Origin of the sequence: Streptomyces sp. NPDC001381 (assembly GCF_042895685.1) — a bacterium.
In the GTDB taxonomy this organism is placed as follows: Bacteria; Actinomycetota; Actinomycetes; order Streptomycetales; family Streptomycetaceae; genus Streptomyces.
The window spans coordinates 271,485-290,274 of sequence record NZ_JBIAWO010000005.1 but is presented as its reverse complement, the minus strand read 5'-3'; the positions used below and the strand labels follow the sequence as shown (position 1 = coordinate 290,274).

The 18,790-nt window shown below is 74.8% G+C and carries 16 protein-coding genes; 13 read left to right on the top strand and 3 right to left on the bottom strand.

Translation table 11 applies throughout. The features are described 5' to 3' along the window. Positions 1 to 15: 15 nt before the first annotated feature. Positions 16 to 2,928: an AAA family ATPase gene (locus ACFY2L_RS24030; RefSeq protein WP_390657409.1), complete on the bottom strand. Its 2,913-nt coding sequence runs from the start codon at positions 2,926 to 2,928 to the stop codon at positions 16 to 18. A gap of 245 nt (positions 2,929 to 3,173) precedes the next feature. On the opposite strand from ACFY2L_RS24030, the gene ACFY2L_RS24025 reads away from it, so the two are divergent. Continuing rightward, complete coding sequence (locus tag ACFY2L_RS24025; protein ID WP_390823325.1) at positions 3,174 to 4,196, top strand: endonuclease/exonuclease/phosphatase family protein; 1,023 nt, start codon at positions 3,174 to 3,176, stop codon at positions 4,194 to 4,196. 10 nt (positions 4,197 to 4,206) lie between these two features. On the opposite strand, the gene ACFY2L_RS24020 is transcribed toward ACFY2L_RS24025, so the two are convergent. Beyond that, positions 4,207 to 4,893: a hypothetical protein gene (locus tag ACFY2L_RS24020; protein ID WP_390823324.1), complete on the bottom strand. Its 687-nt coding sequence runs from the start codon at positions 4,891 to 4,893 to the stop codon at positions 4,207 to 4,209. A 345-nt stretch (positions 4,894 to 5,238) separates the two neighbouring features. On the opposite strand from ACFY2L_RS24020, the gene ACFY2L_RS24015 reads away from it, so the two are divergent. After that, the gene (locus ACFY2L_RS24015; RefSeq protein WP_390823322.1) at positions 5,239 to 6,285 is read left to right on the top strand and encodes a histidinol-phosphate transaminase; all 1,047 of its coding nucleotides are present in this window, start codon (positions 5,239 to 5,241) and stop codon (positions 6,283 to 6,285) included. 5 nt (positions 6,286 to 6,290) lie between these two features. Beyond that, positions 6,291 to 7,988: an aldehyde dehydrogenase family protein gene (locus ACFY2L_RS24010; protein ID WP_390823321.1), complete on the top strand. Its 1,698-nt coding sequence runs from the start codon at positions 6,291 to 6,293 to the stop codon at positions 7,986 to 7,988. Positions 7,989 to 8,003: 15 nt separating this feature from the next. On the opposite strand, the gene ACFY2L_RS24005 is transcribed toward ACFY2L_RS24010, so the two are convergent. Next, positions 8,004 to 8,504, bottom strand: a complete 501-nt coding sequence (locus ACFY2L_RS24005) for an Lrp/AsnC family transcriptional regulator (RefSeq protein WP_390657404.1) — start codon at positions 8,502 to 8,504, stop codon at positions 8,004 to 8,006. A gap of 120 nt (positions 8,505 to 8,624) precedes the next feature. Between ACFY2L_RS24005 and pdhA the strand changes: the two genes are divergently transcribed. The 10 genes from pdhA to paaB all read left to right on the top strand — a co-directional run bounded on the left by pdhA (position 8,625) and on the right by paaB (position 18,771). Further along, positions 8,625 to 9,746: a pyruvate dehydrogenase (acetyl-transferring) E1 component subunit alpha gene (gene pdhA, locus ACFY2L_RS24000; protein WP_390657403.1), complete on the top strand. Its 1,122-nt coding sequence runs from the start codon at positions 8,625 to 8,627 to the stop codon at positions 9,744 to 9,746. Between the two features lie 5 nt (positions 9,747 to 9,751). Continuing rightward, complete coding sequence (locus tag ACFY2L_RS23995; RefSeq protein WP_390823320.1) at positions 9,752 to 10,771, top strand: alpha-ketoacid dehydrogenase subunit beta; 1,020 nt, start codon at positions 9,752 to 9,754, stop codon at positions 10,769 to 10,771. After that, entirely contained in the window at positions 10,768 to 12,096 is a 1,329-nt protein-coding gene (locus ACFY2L_RS23990) for a dihydrolipoamide acetyltransferase family protein (RefSeq protein WP_390823319.1), read from the top strand. The genes ACFY2L_RS23995 and ACFY2L_RS23990 overlap by 4 nt, the downstream gene beginning before the upstream one ends. A gap of 78 nt (positions 12,097 to 12,174) precedes the next feature. After that, positions 12,175 to 13,911, top strand: a complete 1,737-nt coding sequence (gene paaN / locus ACFY2L_RS23985; RefSeq protein ID WP_390823318.1) for a phenylacetic acid degradation protein PaaN — start codon at positions 12,175 to 12,177, stop codon at positions 13,909 to 13,911. Beyond that, positions 13,901 to 15,082, top strand: a complete 1,182-nt coding sequence (locus ACFY2L_RS23980) for a thiolase family protein (RefSeq protein ID WP_390823317.1) — start codon at positions 13,901 to 13,903, stop codon at positions 15,080 to 15,082. The genes paaN and ACFY2L_RS23980 overlap by 11 nt, the downstream gene beginning before the upstream one ends. Further along, entirely contained in the window at positions 15,079 to 15,825 is a 747-nt protein-coding gene (locus ACFY2L_RS23975) for an enoyl-CoA hydratase/isomerase family protein (protein ID WP_390823316.1), read from the top strand. Before ACFY2L_RS23980 ends, ACFY2L_RS23975 begins: the two co-directional genes overlap by 4 nt. Then, entirely contained in the window at positions 15,822 to 16,688 is an 867-nt protein-coding gene (locus ACFY2L_RS23970; protein WP_390823315.1) for a 3-hydroxyacyl-CoA dehydrogenase family protein, read from the top strand. The genes ACFY2L_RS23975 and ACFY2L_RS23970 overlap by 4 nt, the downstream gene beginning before the upstream one ends. Continuing rightward, the gene (locus ACFY2L_RS23965; protein WP_390657396.1) at positions 16,679 to 17,494 is read left to right on the top strand and encodes an enoyl-CoA hydratase/isomerase family protein; all 816 of its coding nucleotides are present in this window, start codon (positions 16,679 to 16,681) and stop codon (positions 17,492 to 17,494) included. The genes ACFY2L_RS23970 and ACFY2L_RS23965 overlap by 10 nt, the downstream gene beginning before the upstream one ends. A gap of 27 nt (positions 17,495 to 17,521) precedes the next feature. Further along, positions 17,522 to 18,481 carry a 1,2-phenylacetyl-CoA epoxidase subunit PaaA gene (gene paaA / locus ACFY2L_RS23960; RefSeq protein ID WP_390657395.1) on the top strand — a complete coding sequence of 320 codons (960 nt, stop codon included), beginning with the start codon at positions 17,522 to 17,524 and terminating at the stop codon, positions 18,479 to 18,481. Next, positions 18,478 to 18,771: a 1,2-phenylacetyl-CoA epoxidase subunit PaaB gene (gene paaB / locus ACFY2L_RS23955; RefSeq protein WP_390657394.1), complete on the top strand. Its 294-nt coding sequence runs from the start codon at positions 18,478 to 18,480 to the stop codon at positions 18,769 to 18,771. The genes paaA and paaB overlap by 4 nt, the downstream gene beginning before the upstream one ends. Positions 18,772 to 18,790: the final 19 nt, after the last annotated feature.

The window sequence follows — 18,790 nt, the reverse complement described above, 5'->3', positions numbered from 1 at the left end:
CCGGTCTGCGTGCGTTCACGCGCCGCGGTCGAGGGTGGCGCGGGTGACCAGGCCCGCCAGGGCGGAGCGGGACGGCACGGACGTCTTGCGGTAGATGGCCGACAGATGCGTCTCGACCGTGCGGCGGCTGAGGAACAGCTTGGTCGCGATGGCCTGGTTGCTGAGTCCTTCGCCGACGAGTTCGGCGATCTGCCGTTCACGCGCGGTCAGCTGGTCGAGTTCCGTGGGTGTGGGCGGACTCTCCTCGGTCCGGGGCCGCACGAGCGAGGCCAGGTCGGACAGGAGGCGCGCGCCGCCGTCGTCGACGAGCCGGCGGGCCCGTTCCCACAGCGCGACGGCGCGCGGGGTGTCGCCTGCGGCCTGCGCCTGGGGAGCCGCCAGGAGCAGGGAGTACGCCTCCCAGAGCGTCGCCCCGGAAGGCGCGTAGGCCTGCGCGGCGCTCTCGAAGAGGCGCGCGGCGGCGCCGGGGTCGCCGTGGTGCTGGGCGAGCGCCGCCTCGGCGCGCAGGGCCGCTCCGCGCTGCCCGTGCAGACCTGTCCGGCCGGCCTCCTCGACGGCCCGTGCGGCCCAGCGCTCGGCCTGCTCGGCGTCGCCGAGCGCGAGGGCGGTGCCGACGAGGGTGTCCAGCTGGCCGGGGCGTGTGGAGGGCTGCAACCCCCGCAGTTCGGGACCGCCGGCCCTCAGGATGGCGTCCCGCGCACGGTGCGGGTCGCCGCTGACGAGCGCCGTGTGGCCCAGCACGCAGCCGGCCAGCGACGCCCACCAGTGTCTGCTGCCGCCGGCCACGGCCACCGCCTCCTCCGCCGTCGCCAGGGCGCTGGTGTCGCCCAGGGGGCGGCGCAGGAGGAGGATCAGCGACTTGAAGCACAGGGTGAAGGCCAGGAGGTCGCTGCTGCCGATGGCCCGGGCGACGGACTCCGCCTCCTCCGCCGACTCCAGGGCGGACGGCAGCCGACAGGTGTTGAGGTGCACGAAGGCCCTGCTGCTGAGCAGATGCGGCAGCACATGGACCTGGCCGCCGCGGCGGGCGATGTCCAGCCCCCGTTCGGCGTGGCGTTCCGCGTCGGCGTAGCGTTCGAGCAGGGCTTCCGCCCAGGCCAGCCACACCAGTGACTCGCTCACCCCGGTGAGGGTGGGGTCGGTCAGTCCGTCCACGAGCGCGGCGGCGGCGTCGGCGGACCGGCGGGCCGCGGCGGTCTCGCCTTCGTAGGCCTCCCCCAGCGCCGCCAGCGCCAGGGCCCCCAGCTCTCCCATGAGGTCACCGTGCGAGCGGGCCACCTCCAGGGTCCGCCCGATGTCGTCGCGTACGTCGGGGTACGAGACGGTGTTCAGGGCGGCCATGCCCAGCGCGAGCCCCAGGGAGACCGCCTGGCGGGGCTCGGGGCCGGGCGTGCGCACCAGTTCGCGCTGCAGCAGGGCGATCGCTTCCGGGGAGTGCCCGAGGTGGCGCTCCATCATGGCGCACAGCGCTATCGCGTCCCCGCGCAGCGACGCGTCGTCCGGCCCGGCGTCGCTGATCAGCCGGTGCAGCAGATCGCGGCTCTCCCGCAGGCTGCCGCCCACCCCGAGGGCCCGGGCGCGCGCCAGGGTCAGCGCGCCCCGCTGCCGGGCGTACGCGGGTGTGCCGGGCATGAGCCGGAGGACGACGTCCAGCAGATGGGCGGCCGTGGCGGGGGCCGTGTGGGCGAACTGGGCGGCCGCCTCGGTCAGTACGGCCGCCGCCGCGGGGTCCCAGCCGGTCAGTGACCTCTCGACGTGGTGAGCGCGTTCGGCGGCGGAGGCTCCGGTCCGGGCCAGTTCGTCCGCGACGGCGCGGTGGATCGCGGCGCGGCGGGACGCGACGGTGTTGTCGTAGACCAGCGCGCGCAGCAGCGGGTGGCGCAGTGCCCAGCGGCCGTCGGCCCCCAGGCGCAGCAGATCGCGCCGCGCCAGCGCGCCGGTGTGGTCGTCGAGTTCGTCCGCCTCGGGGTTTCCGGTCGCCAGGCTCAGCATGGCGGGCGTGGCGTGGTCGCCGAGGACCGCCACCGCTTCGACGGTGCGGCGCTGGGCCGCGGAGAGCGTGGTCAGTTCGTCCAGCAGCAGGGACGCCAGTCCGGCGGGCACCCCGGACGCGGTGCTCTCGTGGGTACGGACGGCGGTGCCGGGCGCCGCGGCGCCCTGCCGGTGGGCGTGCAGCAGGCACAGGAGGTAGAGCGGGTTGCCCTCGCTCGCGGCGAAGATCTCCTTCGCGTCGGCCGGGGGCAGGTCGGGGGCGAGCGCCTCGATCGCCTCCCGCTCGGGCAGCGGTCCGAGCGCCAGGCGCAGCACGGCTCCGGTGTCGACGCCTCGTGTCAGAGCGGCGGCGAGCGAGTGCGGCGTCTGCCGTTCCCGGCGGGCGACGACGAGCAGCACGCGGCCGCGCACCGGATGCCGGACCACATGGTCCAGCAGCTCCAGGGACGCGGGGTCCGCCCAGTGCAGGTCGTCCAGCACCATCACCAGCCCGCCGCGCTCGCCGAGCCCGGTCAGCACGTCCGCGACGGAACGGTAGAGGCCGAAGCGGTCACAGGTGCTTCGGGCCGGGCCCGGCGCGGCACCGGCGCCGCACAGCACCGGGGCCGCCGCCCCGGACACGGCGTCCGGGGCGAGCAGGGCGCGATCGGCGTCGGCGAACGCGTCCGTGAACGGCTGGAACGGGGTGTGCCGCTCGTACTCCGTGGCCCTGCCCCGCAGCACGGTCAGCCCGCCCCGCCGCGCCCGGGCGCAGAGCTCGCTCAGCAGCCGGCTCTTGCCCATGCCGGCGTCTCCGGCGAGGTCGACGACGGCGGGAGCGCCGTCCTGCCCCAGGCTGCCGATCACCGAGTCGAGCCGCCCGAGTTCCTCGGCCCTGCCGACCAGCATCGTCCCCGTCCCGTCCCGCGCCGGCACCGGCGCGTCTCCGTTCCCCACCGAGTTCGCATGATCCTTTCCGCGGGGCCGCTCCGTCGCGGCCCTGCTCGCCCAACCGGTCGATACCTTCATGGAACCGTCATTACCTGGACTCACTTCACTCACCTGTTGGTTCCTGGCAGGACGCGGTGCCGGACGTCGTCACCGGCCCTCCGCTCCCCGCCCGCAACCGCACGCGGGCCGGATGTCGTCCCCTGGGCGAGGCCCGGGTGATCACCGCCCGCGCTCTGCCGAGTGGAGGACTGATGACGGAGACCACCGTCGACGCGCCCCGCGCCGCCGACGGGGACGGGGCGAACGGCCGGGGCGGCCGCCGCGGACGGACGGCCGGGCTGCTGGGGTGCGGTGTGGTCCTCGCCGGACCGTCCGCCCTGCTCGTCGTACGGCTGACGGGGCTGGACGCGGGAACACCGCTCGCGGTGCCGATGGTGCTCTTCCCCTACGGCGCCGCGCTCAGCGTGCTCGTGCTGTGCGTCCTGTCGGCCGTACCGAGGCTGCGCTCGCGCTGGGCGGTGGCCGTCGCCGCGCTGGTCACGGCCGCGCAGGTCGCCCTGCTGGTACCGCGGTTCGTCTCCCACCAGGAGCAGGTGCCGGCACCGGCGGCGGAGTTGCGGGTGGCCACGCTCAACGCCCATGTCGGCCGGGCGGATCCCCGCGCGGTGGTGCGGCTGGTGCGGACCGAGCGGATCGACGTGCTGGCCGTGGAGGAGCTGCCGGCCGCCGGCGTCGCCGCGCTCGCCGAGGCCGGTCTGGACCGTCTGCTGCCCCACCGGGAACTCCATCCCGAGAACGACTCCTCGGTCTACTCGCGGCTGCCGCTGACCCACGCCGGTCCGCTGGACGCCGGCACCGCCTGGCCGCAGACCGCCGCGGAGGTGACCGTGGGCGGACGGACCGTACGGCTGGTGGCCGTGCACACGTACTACCCGCTCGGTGACGCGAGACGCTGGACCCGGGACCTGACCGCGCTCGCCTCCGTCGCCCGGGAGAGCGGCCCCGACACCGTGTTCCTGGGCGACTTCAACGCCTCCCTCGACCACGCGCCGATGCGTGAACTGCTCGCGTCGGGGCTCACGGACACGCACGCCGAGCTGGGCCGCGGCTGGGTCCGCACCTGGCCGGCCGGCAGGACGCTCCTGCCGGCCCTGATCCAGCTCGACCACGTCCTGCACGGCTCCGGCCTGGCGGGCGTCTCGGTCGGCGAACGGACCGTGCCGGGCACGGACCACCGGGCGGTCGTCGCCGTGCTCGCGCTGAAACGCCGGTGAGGCCGGCGTGTCACGGATGGAAGACGTCCCAGGCCGTCGACCCGCTGGGCGAGGGGCTGGGCGCGGGCCCGGTCGGTGAAGGGCCGACGGTCCGCCGGTCGGTGGCGCACCCCGCGGGATCCGGCGGCGGGAACAGCCGGTACGCGCCGACGCGCTCCGTCCCGAACCGTACGTCCGCGTCCCCGGCGGCAGCCAGGTCGGGGATCTGCCCGGGCAGTTCCTCGCCGGTCAGGGGCGCGCCCGCGTACGCCGCCACGAGGACCCCGGCGCAGACGCCGTCCCGCCCGGTGGGAAGGCCGGTGGGGAAGCGGACGCTATGGGTCCTGCTTCCGTCCGTGTCGAGCCGGTGGCGCATGACGGACGACATCCGCGTCCCCGTCGTCGTGGCGGTGAGGCTCCAGAACTCGACCTGTACCGCGAGCGGTCGGCACAGCGGCCCGGCATCGCCCGGGTGCTGTGCGCGGACGACGACCGACGCGTGCTCGTACGCCGGGTCAGCCCCGTCGGCCGTCCCCTGGAAGGCCACCGCGGTCCGCAGCCATGCGGCCTGTTCCCGTTCCGACCAGTGGCCGTCGGCGCGGCAGCCGTCGGTCCGTGCGCCCGTGGTCGGCTGCGAGCAGCCGGCCGCGAGCAGCGCGAGAGCCGCCGCGCCCGCCGTCAGGACTCCGTGGCTGGGGCGGGTCCGGGTCGTGTGCATGGTCTCCCTCGATCGGAACGGGCGGGCCGCGGACGTGTTCGCGCGGCCCGGGCGGCGAGCAGTCTGCTGGGGGCCCGTCCGCGGCGGGGGTGCCGAGGGCCCGCTGTGTCCGTCCCGTGATCATGGAGGGAGACCGGTGTCCGGCGGACGCCCCGCCGTCCGTCTCGTACCCGAGGTGCCGGAGGGCTTGCCGGGAGACGCTTTGCCGGGGCTCGGGCTCGTTTTCGGCGATTCGTAGCCGAATTCGCCAAACGGTTGAGCGCTTGTCGTCCGCTCTTCACGATTTCCCTGTCAAGTGCCCGACGGCCAGGCCTCGGGCCTCAGCGCTGCAGAAGCGAGTCCAGCATGGTGCGTGTCCGTGCGTCCCTGTCCCAGCTGCCCTCCTACGTCCCGGGCCGGAAACTGCCCGGAGCCGTCGTGCTGGCCAGCAACGAATCCCCCCACGGGTTGCTGCCGGGGGTGGCCGCGACCCTCGCGGAGGCCGCGGGCGGCGTGTCGCGGTACCCCGATCTGCACGCCGCCTCGCTCGTCGAGGCCCTGTCGGCGCACCACGGGGTGGAGCCGGACCGGATCGCGGTGGGCGCCGGTTCCTCCGAGGTGTGCGGGCAGTTGCTGCACACGGTCGTCGGGCCCGGTGACGAGGTCGTCTTCGGCTGGCGCTCGTTCGAGGCGTACCCGATCCTCACCGCCGTGGCGGGCGGTACGGCGGTGCGGGTGCCCCTGCGCGACCACGCCCTCGACCTCGACGCCATGGCCGCGGCGATCACCGCCCGGACCCGCCTGGTCTTCGTGTGTAACCCCAACAACCCGACCTCCACGGCGGTCGGGGCGCGGGCCCTGACCGACTTCGCGGACCGGGTGCCGCGGGACGTGCTGATCGTGGTCGACGAGGCGTACCGGGAGTACGCCGATCCGGCCCGGGTCCCCGACGGTCTGGCCCTGCTCGGCGACCGGCCGAACGTGGCCGTGCTGCGGACCTTCTCGAAGGCGTACGGCCTGGCGGGACTGCGCGTCGGCTACTGCGTCGCGCCGCCCGGGATCGCCGCGCACGTGCGCCGCACGCAGGTGCCGTTCAGTGTCAGCGCCCTCGCCCAGCGGGCCGCCGTCGTCGCCCTCGGCGAGCGCGCGGAGGTCGCCCGGCGGGCGGCCCTCACCATCGCCGAACGCGAGCGTGTCACCGCGCGGTTGCGGGAGCTGGGACACGACGTGCCCGACTCCCAGGCCAACTTCGTCTGGCTGCCGCTCGGCGGCGACAGCGGGGACTTCGCCCTGCACTGCGCGGACGGAAAGGTCATGGTGCGCCCGTTCCTCGGCGAGGGGGTCCGGGTGACGATCGGACTGCCGGAGGAGAACGACGCCCTGCTCGCGCTCGCCGCGAGCTGGAGAGGCTGACGGCCATGCGCCCCGGTCCCTACGAACGGCACCGCGAGCTGCTCCAGAGCGTCGTGCGCGCGATCGCCGCCGGTGAGTGCCGCCGCCCCTTCACGGAGGCGACCGGCCAGGACGCGGCCGACGCGGGCATGAGGTCGACCCGTACCGCGGGGAAGGTGTTCCGCTCGCTGCTGGGGCGGCCCTTCGAGCTGGGGCAGCCCGGCGAACGGGGCCGGGTGCGCACGGAGTCGTCGCCGTACGGCGTCGGTCCGGCCGTCGCCTACCCGCGCTGCGACCCGGCGGAGCTGGTCGGGGCGGCCGGACGGGCGGCGGCGGGGTGGCGGGCCGCCGGGCCGTACCAGCGCGCCGGGCTAGCCGTGGAGATCCTGCGCCGGCTCAACACCCGCAGCCACGAACTGGCCCTCGCGGTGCACCACACCACCGGCCAGCCCCTCCAGGCGGCCTTCCGCGCCGCCGGTCCGTGCGCCCAGGACCGCGCCCTGGAGGCCGTGGCCCTGGCCTTCGCCGAGTCGGAACGGGTGCCGGCCGACCTGCACTGGGAGAGTGCCGCGCGCGCCGGACGGCCGCAGGCGCTGCGGGGCACCTGCACCCTGGTGCCCCGGGGGGTGTCGCTGCTCGTCGGCTGTCCCGACTTCCCGCTGTGGAACGGGTATCCGGGCCTGTTCGCCAGCCTGGTGACCGGCAACCCGGTCGTGGTGGCCCCGCACCCGCGCGCGGTGCTGCCGCTGGCGATCACGGTGCGGGTGGCCCGGCAGGTGCTCGCGGAGGCCGGTCACTCCCCCGATCTCGTCACGCTGGCCGTGGCGGAGCCGGAGCGGCAGGTGCACCGGCGGCTGGCGACCGACCCGGCGGTGCGCATCGTCGACTTCACGGGCTCCGCGCGCTTCGCCGACTGGCTGGAGCAGCACGCCTGCCAGGCCGCCGTCTTCGCCGACCGGACGGGGCTGAACACGGTGGTCGTGGACTCGACGGACGACTACCGGGGTCTGGTGCGGGGTCTCGCCCTCTCCTCGTGCCGGTGCAACGGCACGGTGCGCACCACCCCGCAGAACATCCTGGTGCCGGAGCGGGGCTTTCGCACCGACGAGGGGCACAAGACGCTGCGGGACCTGGGGGCCGACCTCGGCGACGCGGTGGACCGGCTGCTCGGGCATCCCGCGCGCGTGGCCAGGCTGCTGGGCGCGGTCGCCGCCGGCGAGGTCCGTGACGCGCTGACGGAGGCCGCGCGGTGCGGCCCGGTCCTGCACGCCTCCGGCGCCGTGGCCCACCCCGACCACCCGGGTGCCGACCTGCGCAGCCCGCTGCTGGTGCGGCTGCGCGCCTGCGACGAGCGGATCTACACGCGCGAGTGGCCCGGGCCCGTTTCCTTCCTGGTGGGCACCGACTCGACGCCGCAGAGTCTGGCGCTCCTGCGGCACACGGTGGCGCGGCACGGCGGGCTGTACACCTCGGTGCACTCCACCGATCCGCTGGTGCTGGCGGCGGCCGAGGCGGCGGCGCTGGACGCGGGGGTGCATCTGGTGGAGAACCTCGACGACCTGCCCGCCGATCCGTCCTCGGCCCTCGCCGACCTGCCGGGCGGGGGCGCCCACTTCGTCACCGGGCGGTTCCGTGTGGTGCGCTCCCGGCGGCACGCGCCGCCGGCGGCCTCCGCCACGGCACGGGACCGGCGGGAGGCCGCCCCCGAGCTGATCGACGTGTGACCGGGCCGGCCCCGCTCAGTCGGTCCAGACGGCGCCGCGCCCCCGCACCTCGTCGAAGACGAGCCAGGTGCGGGTGGAGCGGACTCCGGGGATCCCCTGGATCTTCTCCAGCACGACCTGGCGCAGGGCCAGGTTGTCCGGGGCGCGCACGAGGACCAGGACGTCGAAGTCGCCGGTGACGAGGGCGACATGCTCCACGTACGGGATGCCGCGCAGCTCGCGCGAGATGTCGCGCCAGGCGTTCTGCTCGATGCCCATCGTGACGTAGGCACTGGTGCCCAGTCCGGCCCGCTGGGCGTTGAGCTGCGCGGTGAAGCCCGTGATGACGTCCTCGGCCACGAGCCGGCCGATCCGTGTGTAGGCGTTGGCCCGGGAGATGTGCACCTGCTCGGCGAGGGCCCGGACCGAGATCCGGCCGTCCAGCAGGAGCCGGCTCAGGATCTGCCGGTCGATGTCGTCGAGCGGGACGGCAGTTCGTCCGGCCGCCGAGGCCGGCGGCGAGATTTCCTCGGACACTTTGTCCTCCCAGACCCTGATCTCCGGCAGTTCATCGCCGGTTCCGCCGAGCTATTGAACACATATTCCGCGATGGCCACCATTCTCCTGTCAAGTGTCCAGAGAAAGCGAGTGCCCTCCATGTCCGTGAAGAGCCTCCGCCAGACGGTCCAGGGCCTCCTGCCGTCCCTGACGCCGGTGCGGTTCGTGGCCGAGGACGGCACACCGGTCGCCCGGCCGCCGGCCGACTACACCGAGCCCCCGGTCGAGGCCCTGCGCACGGCCTGGCGGCGCATGGTCCTGGGCCGCCGGTTCGACACCCAGGCGACCGCCCTCACCAAGCAGGGCCGCCTCGCGGTCTACCCGTCCAGCCGCGGTCAGGAGGCCTGCCAGGTCGGCGCCGTGCTCGCGCTGCGCGCGGAGGACTGGCTGTTCCCGACCTACCGCGACTCCGTCGCCCTGGTGACCCGGGACCTCGACCCGGTCGAGGTGCTGACGCTGCTGCGCGGCGACTGGCACTGCGGCTACGACCCCGCCGCCACCCGGGTCGCCCCCCAGTGCACCCCGCTGGCCACCCAGGTGCTGCACGCGACGGGTATGGCCGAGGCCCTGCGCCGCAAGGGCGCGGACGGCGTGGCGATGGCGCTCGTCGGGGACGGCGCCACCAGCGAGGGCGACTTCCACGAGGCGCTGAACTTCGCCGCCGTGCTGCGCGCCCCGGTCGTCTTCTTCGTGCAGAACAACAAGTACGCGATCTCCGTGCCGCTGGCCCGGCAGACGGCGGCGCCGGCCCTGGCGTACAAGGGCATCGGCTACGGGGTGCGCTCCGAGCAGGTCGACGGCAACGACCTGGTCGCGGTGCTGGCGGTGCTGACCTCGGCCGTCGAGCACGCCCGGGCGGGACACGGCCCCGTCCTGGTCGAGGCGCACACCTACCGCATGGACGCGCACACCAACGCCGACGACGCCACCCGCTACCGGGAGGACGACGAGGTCGAGCGGTGGCGGGCCGCCGATCCGGTCGACCGGCTGGAGACGTACCTGCGCTCGCGCGGCGCGCTCACCGACGACGACGTGACGGCGGTGCGGGAGGAGGCCGAGGAGCTGGCGGCGCGGGTGCGGGCGGGCATGAACGCGGACTCCGTGCCGGACCCGCTGGAGCTGTTCGACCACGTCTACGCCGAACCGACCCCGCAACTGCGGGAGCAGCGGGACCGGTTGGCGGCCGAGCTCGCCGAATCCACCCAGGCCCAGGAGGACTGACGATCATGGCCAAGGTCACGATGGCGCAGGCGCTCAACACCGCCCTGCGCGACGCGCTGCGCGAGGACGAACGGGTCCTCGTCTTCGGGGAGGACGTCGGCCCGCTCGGCGGGGTCTTCCGTATCACCGACGGCCTGACCCGCGATTTCGGCGAGCAGCGCTGCTTCGACACCCCGCTGGCCGAGGCCGGCATCGTCGGACTGGCGGTCGGCATGGCGATGGGCGGGTTCCGGCCCGTGGTGGAGATGCAGTTCGACGCCTTCGCGTACCCGGCGTTCGAGCAGATCGCCTCGCACGTCGCCAAGCTGCGCAACCGCACCCGGGGCCGGATCGGCCTGCCGATGGTGATCCGGGTCCCCTACGCCGGCGGGATCGGCGGAGTGGAGCACCACTGCGACTCCAGCGAGGCGTACTACGCCCACACGCCCGGTCTGAAGGTGGTCACCCCGGCCACGGCCGAGGACGCGTACTGGCTGCTGCGGGACGCGGTGGCCGACCCCGATCCGGTGGTCTTCCTGGAGCCCAAGAAGCTGTACTGGTCGCGCGAGGACACCGATCTCCACACGCGCGGCGCCCTGCCGTTCGGGCGGGCCGCGATCCGGCGGGCGGGACGTGACGCGACCCTCGTCGCCTACGGCCCCTCGGTCCCGGTGGCGCTGGCCGCCGCCGAGGCCGCGGCCGAGGACGGCATCGAGCTGGAGGTCGTGGACCTGCGGACGCTGGTGCCCTTCGACGACGAGACCGTCACGGAGTCGGTGCGCAGGACCGGGCGCTGTGTGGTCGTGCAGGAGGCGCAGGGCTTCGCCGGAGTGGGCGCGGAGATCGCGGCCCGGGTGCAGGAGCGCTGCTTCCACTCGCTCGCCGCTCCCGTGCTGCGGGTGGCCGGCTTCGACATCCCGTACCCGCCGCCGAAGCTGGAGCACGCCCACCTGCCCGGGGTCGACCGGGTCCTGGACGCCGTCGACCGTCTTCAGTTCGCGGACGAGCCCGACACCCGGCACCTGGTGAAGGGAGCGGTCGCGTGACCACGGCGACGAGGGAAGAGCAGCTCTTCCGGCTCCCCGACCTCGGCGAGGGCCTGACCGACGCGGAGATCGTCGAGTGGAAGGTCGCCGTCGGCGACACCGTCACGATCGACCAGATCGTGGTCGAGGTGGAGACCGCCAAGGCCGCCGTCGAGGTGCCGGTGCCGTACGCGGGAACGGTGCTGCGGCTGCACGCGGAGGCGGGCACGGCGCTCGGGGTGGGGGAACCGCTGATCACGGTGGGCGCGGCGGCACCCGTGGGGGCGGCGGCACCCGCGAAGGTGGCGGCGCCCGTGGCGGAGCCCGCCGCGGCCGAGCGGTACCGCGAGGAGGAGCAGGCCGGATCCGGCAACGTCCTGATCGGTTACGGCACCGGGCACGCACCGGCGCCACGCCGTCGCCGCCGGCGTGCCGCCACGACGGCGGCCACCGCACCCGCGCCGGTGGCCGAGGGCCAGGCCCCTCGTGTGATCTCCCCGCTGGTGCGGCGGCTGGCCCGGGACCACGGGATCGACCTCGCCGCCCTGGCACCGACGGGGCCCGCCGGGGTGGTCCTGCGGCGGGACGTGGAAGAGGCGGTCGCGCGCAAGGCGCCGGCCCCGGCCGAGCCCGCGCCGGCCGCGGTCCCCGACGGTCCCGTCCGCATCCCGCTGCGCGGTGTCCGCAAGGCGGTCGCCGACAAGCTCTCGCGCAGCCGCACGGAGATCCCCGACGCCACGACCTGGGTCGACGTGGACGCCACCGGACTGCTCCAGGCCAAGAAGGCACTGGAGGCGGCCGAACCGGGCCGCCGTGTCGGGCTGCTGGCCCTGTTCGCCCGGATCTGCGTCGCCGGTCTGCGCCGCTTCCCGGAGCTGAACGCGGCGGTGGACGCCGAGCGCCGGGAGATCCTGCGCTTCGACGAGGTGCACCTGGGCTTCGCCGCCCAGACCGACCGCGGCCTCGTCGTGCCCGTCGTCCGCGACGCGCACCGGCTGACCACGGTCCGGCTCGCGGCCGAACTCGCCCGGCTGACCGAACTGGCCCGGACTGGGAACCTGCCCCCCGACCGGCTGACCGGGGGCACCTTCACGCTCAACAACTACGGCGTGTTCGGCGTCGACGGCTCCACGCCCATCATCAACCACCCGGAGGCGGCGCTGCTCGGCGTCGGCCGTATCGTCGACAAACCCTGGGTGGTGGACGGCGAGCTGACCGTCCGCAAGGTCACGCAGCTGTCGTTCAGCTTCGACCACCGGGTCTGCGACGGCGGCACCGCCGGCGGCTTCCTGCGCTTCGTGGCCGACTGCGTGGAACGCCCGGCGATCCTGCTCGCCGACCTCTGACCGACCCGTCTTCCCCCGCGCCCCGGATCCGGGCGCACGACACCCCTTCACCGACCGAACGTTCGGCCTGGAGCTCTCATGTCCCCCGACCAGCATCCCGACTTCTACGCCCGCCACGCGGACCTGCTCGAACAGGCCTCGGCGCGCACCGCCGACCGCGGCTACTGGACGCCGTACCCGGAGGTCCCGAGCACCTCCGCGTACGGCGCCGGGGCGCCCGAGGCCGGCGAGGCGGCCTTCCGCGCCCTCCTCGACCGTCCCTTCCCGCTGGACGGGCACCCCACCACGGGCACCGTCCCGGCCGCGGAGGTCTCGCCGTACGGCTTCCCCCTCGGCATCGCCTACCCGCATCTGGCGCCCGAGGCCGCGGTGGCGACGGCCAAGGCGGCCGCCCCGGCCTGGCGTGCGGCGAGCCCCGACGTGCGGGCCGGCGTGGCGGCCGAGATCCTGGCCCGGCTGAACGCGGCGAGCTTCGAGATCGCGCACGCCGTCCAGCACACCACCGGCCAGCCCTTCGTGATGGCCTTCCAGGCCGGGGGCCCGCACGCCCAGGACCGCGGGCTGGAGGCGGTGGCGTACGCCTGGGAGGCGCAGCGGCGCCATCCGGCCACGGCACGCTGGAGCAAGCCCCGGCGGCGGGGCGGACCGCTCGTCATGGACAAGTCCTACACGCCGGTCGGCCGGGGCGTGGCCGTGCTCGTCGCCTGCAACACCTTCCCCACCTGGAACGGCTATCCCGGCCTCTTCGCGAGCCTGGTCACCGGCAACCCGGTGATCGTCAAGCCGCACCGGCGGGCCGTGCTGCCGCTGGCGATCACCGTGCGGATCGCCCGGGAGGTGCTGACGGAGGCCGGGTTCGACCCGGACGTGGTGCTGCTGGCCGCCTCACGCCCCGAGGAGCGCACGGCGCCCGCCCTGGCCACCCACCCCGACGTGCGGATCGTGGACTTCACCGGTTCCAGCGAGTTCGGCGACTGGCTGGAGGACAACGCCCGCCAGGCCGTCGTGCACACGGAGAAGGCGGGGCTGAACACCGTCGTCGTGGACTCCACGGACGACTACGCCGGGCTGCTGCGCAACCTCGCGTTCTCGCTGTCGCTCTACAGCGGGCAGATGTGCACCACCCCGCAGAACATCCTGGTGCCCCGTGCGGGGTTCCCCACCGATCAGGGGCCGCGTACGGCGGACGAGTTCGCCGCCGATCTGGGCGGCGCGCTGGACGAGCTGCTCGGCGACCCGGCCCGTGCCGCCGCCACCCTCGGCGCGATCGTGAACGGCGGGGTCCTCGCGCGGCTGGAGGAGGCGGCCGCCCTGGGCCGTACCGCCCATCCCTCCCGTGCCGTGGCGCACCCCGGCCATCCGGACGCCGTCGTCCGCACCCCGCTGGTGGCCCGGCTGGACGCCGACGCCGACGACAGGACCTACACGAGCGAGTGGTTCGGGCCGGTCTCCTTCGTCATCGGCACCGACGGCACCGCGCACTCCCTGCGCGTCCTGCGCGACACCGTGCGCGGCCACGGCGCGCTCACCGCCTGCGTGTACGCGACCGGCGAGGACGTCCTGGCGGCGGCGCGGGCGACGGCCCTGGAGGCGGGGGTGCACCTGTCGGAGAACCTGACCGCGGACGTGTTCCCCAACCAGTCGGCCGCCTTCAGCGACTTCCACGGCACCTCGGCCAACCCGGCCGCCAACGCGACGCTGACCGACCCGGCGTTCGTCACCGGCCGCTTCTGCGTCCTGCAGTCCCGCCGTCACGCCCCCGCCGAGAAGCACGGGGAGCACCGGAACCCCGAGGAGCACGCCGATGTCCGATGAGGTCTATCTGATCGACGGGGCCCGTACCCCGCAGGGCCGTTACGGCGGCGCCCTCGCGTCCGTACGGCCCGACGACCTGGCCGCGCTCGTCGTCGGCGAGGCCGTGCGACGCGCCGGTGTCCCGGCCGGCTCCGTGGACGAGGTGATCCTCGGCGCCGCCAACCAGGCCGGCGAGGACAACCGGGACGTCGCGCGGATGGCCGTCCTGCTGGCCGGACTTCCGCACACCGTGCCCGGATACACCGTCAACCGGCTGTGCGCGTCGGGACTCACGGCCGTCGCCTCCGCCGCGCAGGCGGTACGGGCCGGCGAGGCCGATCTCGTCGTCGCGGGCGGGGTCGAGTCGATGACCCGCGCGCCGTGGGTGACGGCCAAGCCCGGCACGCCCTGGTCGAGGCCGGGCGAGGTCCACGACACCTCGCTCGGCTGGCGCTTCACCAATCCCCGCTTCCCCGCCGCGACCACGCTGTCGATGGGCGAGACGGCGGAGGAGGTCGCCGCCCTGGACGGCATCACCCGGCTGGAGGCCGACTCCTTCGCCCTGCGCAGCCACCGTCGGGCGGTGGCCGCGACGACGGCGGGCCGCTTCGCCGCGGAGATCGTCCCGGTGCCGGTCGCCGACGGGGAGGTGACCGAGGACGAGGGTCCGCGCCCCACGACCACACTGGAGAAGCTGGGCGGGCTGCGCACGGTCTTCCGCCGGGACGGCATCGTCACGGCGGGCAACTCCTCTCCCCTGTCCGACGGGGCCGCCGCCCTGGTGGTGGCGGGCGGGGCGGCGGTGGAGCGGTACGGGCTCACCCCCCGGGCCCGCGTCGTCACCGCCGCCTCGGCCGGGGTCGAGCCGCACCTGATGGGTCTCGGCCCCGTGCCGGCCACCGCCATGGCTCTGGAGCGGGCCGGCTGGACGGTCGACGACCTCGACGCGGTCGAGCTCAACGAGGCGTTCGCCGCCCAGGTCCTGGCCGTCGTGCGCCGGCTGAAGCTCGACCCCGAGCGGGTCAACGCCGACGGCGGCGCCCTCGCCCTCGGCCACCCCCTGGGCTGCTCCGGCACCCGCATCCTGCTCACCCTGCTGGGCCGTCTGGAACGGGAAGGCGGCCGGCGGGGCCTGGCGACCCTGTGCGTCGGCGTCGGACAGGGCGTGGCGATGCTCGTGGAGCGCGTATGACCGCGTACGAGACGCTGTCCGTCGAGGAGCACGCGGACCGGGTGGTGGTCACCCTGTGCCGGCCCGCCGCCCGCAACGCCCTCGACAGCCGCATGATCGCCGAACTGCACCGGGTCTGCGAGGACCTGGAGCGCACTCCGAGGCTGCTGCTGCTCACCGGGCACGGCGGTGTCTTCGCGGGCGGCGCCGACATCGCCGAACTGCGCCGCCGCGGCCGGGACGAGGCGCTGCGGGGCATCAACAGCCGCCTGTTCGAGCGGGTGCGCGGGCTGCCCCTGCCCACCGTGGCCGCCGTGCCCGGCTGGGCCCTCGGCGGCGGCGCGGAGCTGGCCTACGCCTGCGACCTCAGGATCGCCGGGCCCGACGCGGTGTTCGGCAACCCCGAGCCGGGTCTGGGCATCCTCGCCGCCGCCGGCGCGTGCTGGCGGCTGCGCGAACTGGTGGGCGAGTCGGTGGCCAAGCAGGTGCTGCTCGCCGGGCGGACCCTCGACGCCGGGGCCGCGCTGGCCTGCGGGCTGGTGATGGACGTCGTACCGGCGGGCCGGCTGATCGACGAGGCGCACGCGGTGCTCGACCGGATGTCCCGCTCCTCGGCGCTCGCCCTGCGGCTCACCAAGCTCGTCACCGACGCCGCGGGAGCCCATCCGGTGGCCGACGACCTCGCCCAGGCCGTGCTCTTCGAGAGCCCGGACAAGGAGGAACGCATGACGCGCTTCCTGGAGAAGAAGGGAGGCCGGGCATGACCTCGGCTTCGACACCGCCCTCCGTGGTGGGGGTGATCGGCGGCGGCCGGATGGGCGCCGGGGTCGCGCAGTCCTTCGCGGCCGCCGGTTCGCGGGTGGTCGTGGTGGAGCGCGACGGCGCGGCCGCGGCCGCCGCTCTGGAGCGGATCACCGGGGGACTGCGGCAGGCGGCCGAGCGCGGGACGCTCGGCGGCCCGTCGGACCTCGACGTCCCGGACCGGGTCTGCGTCGTCCCCTCGATCGCCGCGCTCCCCCACGACACCGACCTGGTCGTCGAGGCGGTCCCGGAGAACGCGGCGCTGAAGGCCGAGGTGCTCGCCGCCGCCGAACGCGTGGTGCACGACGACTGCGTCCTCGCCAGCAACACCAGTTCCCTGTCCGTCACCGGCCTCTCGGCGGTCCTGGAGCGGCCGGGGCGCTTCCTGGGAATGCACTTCTTCAACCCCGTGCCCGTCTCCGACCTCGTGGAACTGGTGCTCGCCCGCGACACCGGCGCGGCGGCCCTCGGCGCGGCGATCCGCTGGACGCACGCCCTCGGCAAGCAGGAGGTCGTCGTCCAGGACTCCCCCGGCTTCGCCAGCAGCCGGCTCGGCCTCGCCCTCGGCCTGGAGGCGATCCGCATGGTCGAGGAAGGGGTCGCCGACCCGGAGGCCATCGACACGGCCATGCGCCTCGGCTACCGGCATCCGATGGGCCCGCTGCGCCTGACCGACGTGGTCGGACTCGACGTGCGGCTGGCCATCGCGGAGCATCTGCACGCGACGCTCGGCGAGCGGTTCGCGCCGCCGCGGCTGCTGCGGGAGAAGGTCGCCCGCGGTGAGCTGGGCCGCAAGAGCGGTCAGGGGTTCTACCGATGGCCGTGAGCGACAGCCCCGCCGGGCACGGAGTGTCGTACGAGGTCACCGATGCCGTGGCCGTGATCGAACTGCGCGGACGCACGACCGGCAACGCGCTCGACGCACACCTGCGCAGCGCCCTTCTCATGGCCGCCCGGCGCCTGACCACGGACGCCCGGCGCGAGGTACGGGCGGCCCTGATCACCGCCCGCGGCCGGCACTTCTGCGTCGGCCAGGATCTCAAGGAACACGCCCAGCTGCTGACGACCTCGCCCGCCACCGCCTTCGCCAACATCCCCGACCACTACAACCCGCTGGTGAAGGAGCTGCACGCGCTGCCGGTCCCGCTCGTCGTCGCGGTCGAGGGCTCCTGTGTCGGCGCCGGACTGGGCCTCGCGCTCTGCGCCGACGTGCGCGTGGCGGCCGAGGGCGCCCGCTTCGCCACCGCTTTCGGCGGGGTCGGCCTCGCCTCGGACTCGGGCGTGGCCCGCGCGCTGGCCCGGCAGCTGGGCCCCTCCCGCACCGCGGGACTCATGCTGCTCGGCGACACCTTCTCCGCGCGGGACGCCGAGCGGTGGGGGCTGGTCCACCGCGTCGTCGCGGACGGCTCGGCCGCCGCCGAGGGCGTGGCCCTGGCCCGCGCGCTGGCGGCCGGGCCGACCGCCGCGCACCGGGAGACCAAGACGCTGCTGCGGTCGGCGGCCACCACGACCCTGCCGGCGGCGCTGGAGCGCGAGTCCGTCGTCCAGCGGCGTCTCGGCACCACCGACGACCACCGCGAGGCCGTCACCGCCTTCCTCGAACGGCGGGGCCCGGTCTTCCGCGGCCGCTGACCGCCCGTCACCCACGAAAGGAGACCCATGAACGAGGCAGCCACCTCCATGAACATGTCCGTGTTCGAGGACACCATCGCCCGGGACCGGCGCATCGAACCCCGGGACTGGATGCCCGACGCCTACCGGGCCACGCTCGTCCGGCAGATCGCCCAGCACGCCCACTCCGAGGTCATCGGCATGCAGCCGGAGGGCGAGTGGATCACCCGGGCGCCCTCGCTGCGCCGCAAGGCGATCCTGTTCGCCAAGGTGCAGGACGAGGCCGGGCACGGCCTGTACCTCTACTCGGCGGCCGAGACGCTGGGCGCCGACCGCGCGGAGCTGACCGAGCGGCTGATCGACGGCCGCCAGAAGTACTCCTCGATCTTCAACTATCCGACCCGGACCTTCGCCGACGTCGGGGTGATCGGCTGGTTCGTGGACGGCGCGGCGATCTGCAACCAGGTACCGCTGTGCCGCACCTCGTACGGCCCCTACGGCCGCGCCATGGTCCGGGTCTGCAAGGAGGAGTCCTTCCACCAGCGGCAGGGCTACGAGCTGCTGCTGACCATGATGCGGGGCACGGCCGCACAGCGCGCGATGGTGCAGGACGCCGTGGACCGCTGGTGGTGGCCGTCCCTGATGATGTTCGGGCCGCCCGACGACGACTCCCCCAACTCGGCGCGCTCCATGGCCTGGAGGATCAAGCGGCATTCCAACGACGCCCTGCGGCAGCGCTTCGTCGACATGACCGTCCCGCAGGCCGCGAAGCTGGGCGTCACCCTGCCCGACCCGGAACTGCGCTGGAACGAGGAACGCGGCCACCACGACTTCGGCACCCCCGACTGGGACGAGCTGAAGCGGGTCGTCTCGGGCGACGGGCCGTGCAACGCCGAGCGGATCGCCCGCCGCCGTGCCGCCCACGAGGAGGGCGCCTGGGTGCGGGAGGCCGCGGCCGCGCACGCCGCCAAGCGGGCGGCCCGGCTGCGGGAAGGAGCGGCGGCATGAGCCCCGGGAAGCAGACCTGGCCGCTGTACGAGGTGTTCGTCCGCGGCAAGCGGGGGCTGAACCACGTCCATGTCGGCTCCCTGCGCGCCGCCGACGACGAGATGGCCCTCCTGCACGCGCGTGACCTCTACACCCGGCGCAACGAAGGGGTGAGCATCTGGGCCGTGCGCTCGGACACCATCGCCGCCTGCGCGCCCGACGAGAAGGACCCGTTCTTCGCGCCCAGCGGCGACAAGGTCTACCGGCACCCCACCTTCTACGCCATCCCCGACGACGTCCCCCACATGTAGCGACCCCGAGGAGCAGTGC

What these genes read in the sequence shown, in the direction of transcription:
- paaN (WP_390823318.1), top strand. Translation starts at nt 12,175, where the DNA reads ATGTCCCCCGACCAGCATCCCGACTTCTACGCCCGCCACGCGGACCTG.
- pdhA (WP_390657403.1), top strand. Translation starts at nt 8,625, where the DNA reads ATGTCCGTGAAGAGCCTCCGCCAGACGGTCCAGGGCCTCCTGCCGTCC.
- paaB (WP_390657394.1), top strand. Translation starts at nt 18,478, where the DNA reads ATGAGCCCCGGGAAGCAGACCTGGCCGCTGTACGAGGTGTTCGTCCGC.
- ACFY2L_RS24015 (WP_390823322.1), top strand. Translation starts at nt 5,239, where the DNA reads ATGGTGCGTGTCCGTGCGTCCCTGTCCCAGCTGCCCTCCTACGTCCCG.
- ACFY2L_RS24025 (WP_390823325.1), top strand. Translation starts at nt 3,174, where the DNA reads ATGACGGAGACCACCGTCGACGCGCCCCGCGCCGCCGACGGGGACGGG.
- ACFY2L_RS23970 (WP_390823315.1), top strand. Translation starts at nt 15,822, where the DNA reads ATGACCTCGGCTTCGACACCGCCCTCCGTGGTGGGGGTGATCGGCGGC.
- paaA (WP_390657395.1), top strand. Translation starts at nt 17,522, where the DNA reads ATGAACGAGGCAGCCACCTCCATGAACATGTCCGTGTTCGAGGACACC.
- ACFY2L_RS23975 (WP_390823316.1), top strand. Translation starts at nt 15,079, where the DNA reads ATGACCGCGTACGAGACGCTGTCCGTCGAGGAGCACGCGGACCGGGTG.
- ACFY2L_RS23965 (WP_390657396.1), top strand. Translation starts at nt 16,679, where the DNA reads ATGGCCGTGAGCGACAGCCCCGCCGGGCACGGAGTGTCGTACGAGGTC.
- ACFY2L_RS24010 (WP_390823321.1), top strand. Translation starts at nt 6,291, where the DNA reads ATGCGCCCCGGTCCCTACGAACGGCACCGCGAGCTGCTCCAGAGCGTC.
- ACFY2L_RS23980 (WP_390823317.1), top strand. Translation starts at nt 13,901, where the DNA reads ATGTCCGATGAGGTCTATCTGATCGACGGGGCCCGTACCCCGCAGGGC.
- ACFY2L_RS23995 (WP_390823320.1), top strand. Translation starts at nt 9,752, where the DNA reads ATGGCCAAGGTCACGATGGCGCAGGCGCTCAACACCGCCCTGCGCGAC.
- ACFY2L_RS24020 (WP_390823324.1), bottom strand. Translation starts at nt 4,893, where the DNA reads ATGCACACGACCCGGACCCGCCCCAGCCACGGAGTCCTGACGGCGGGC.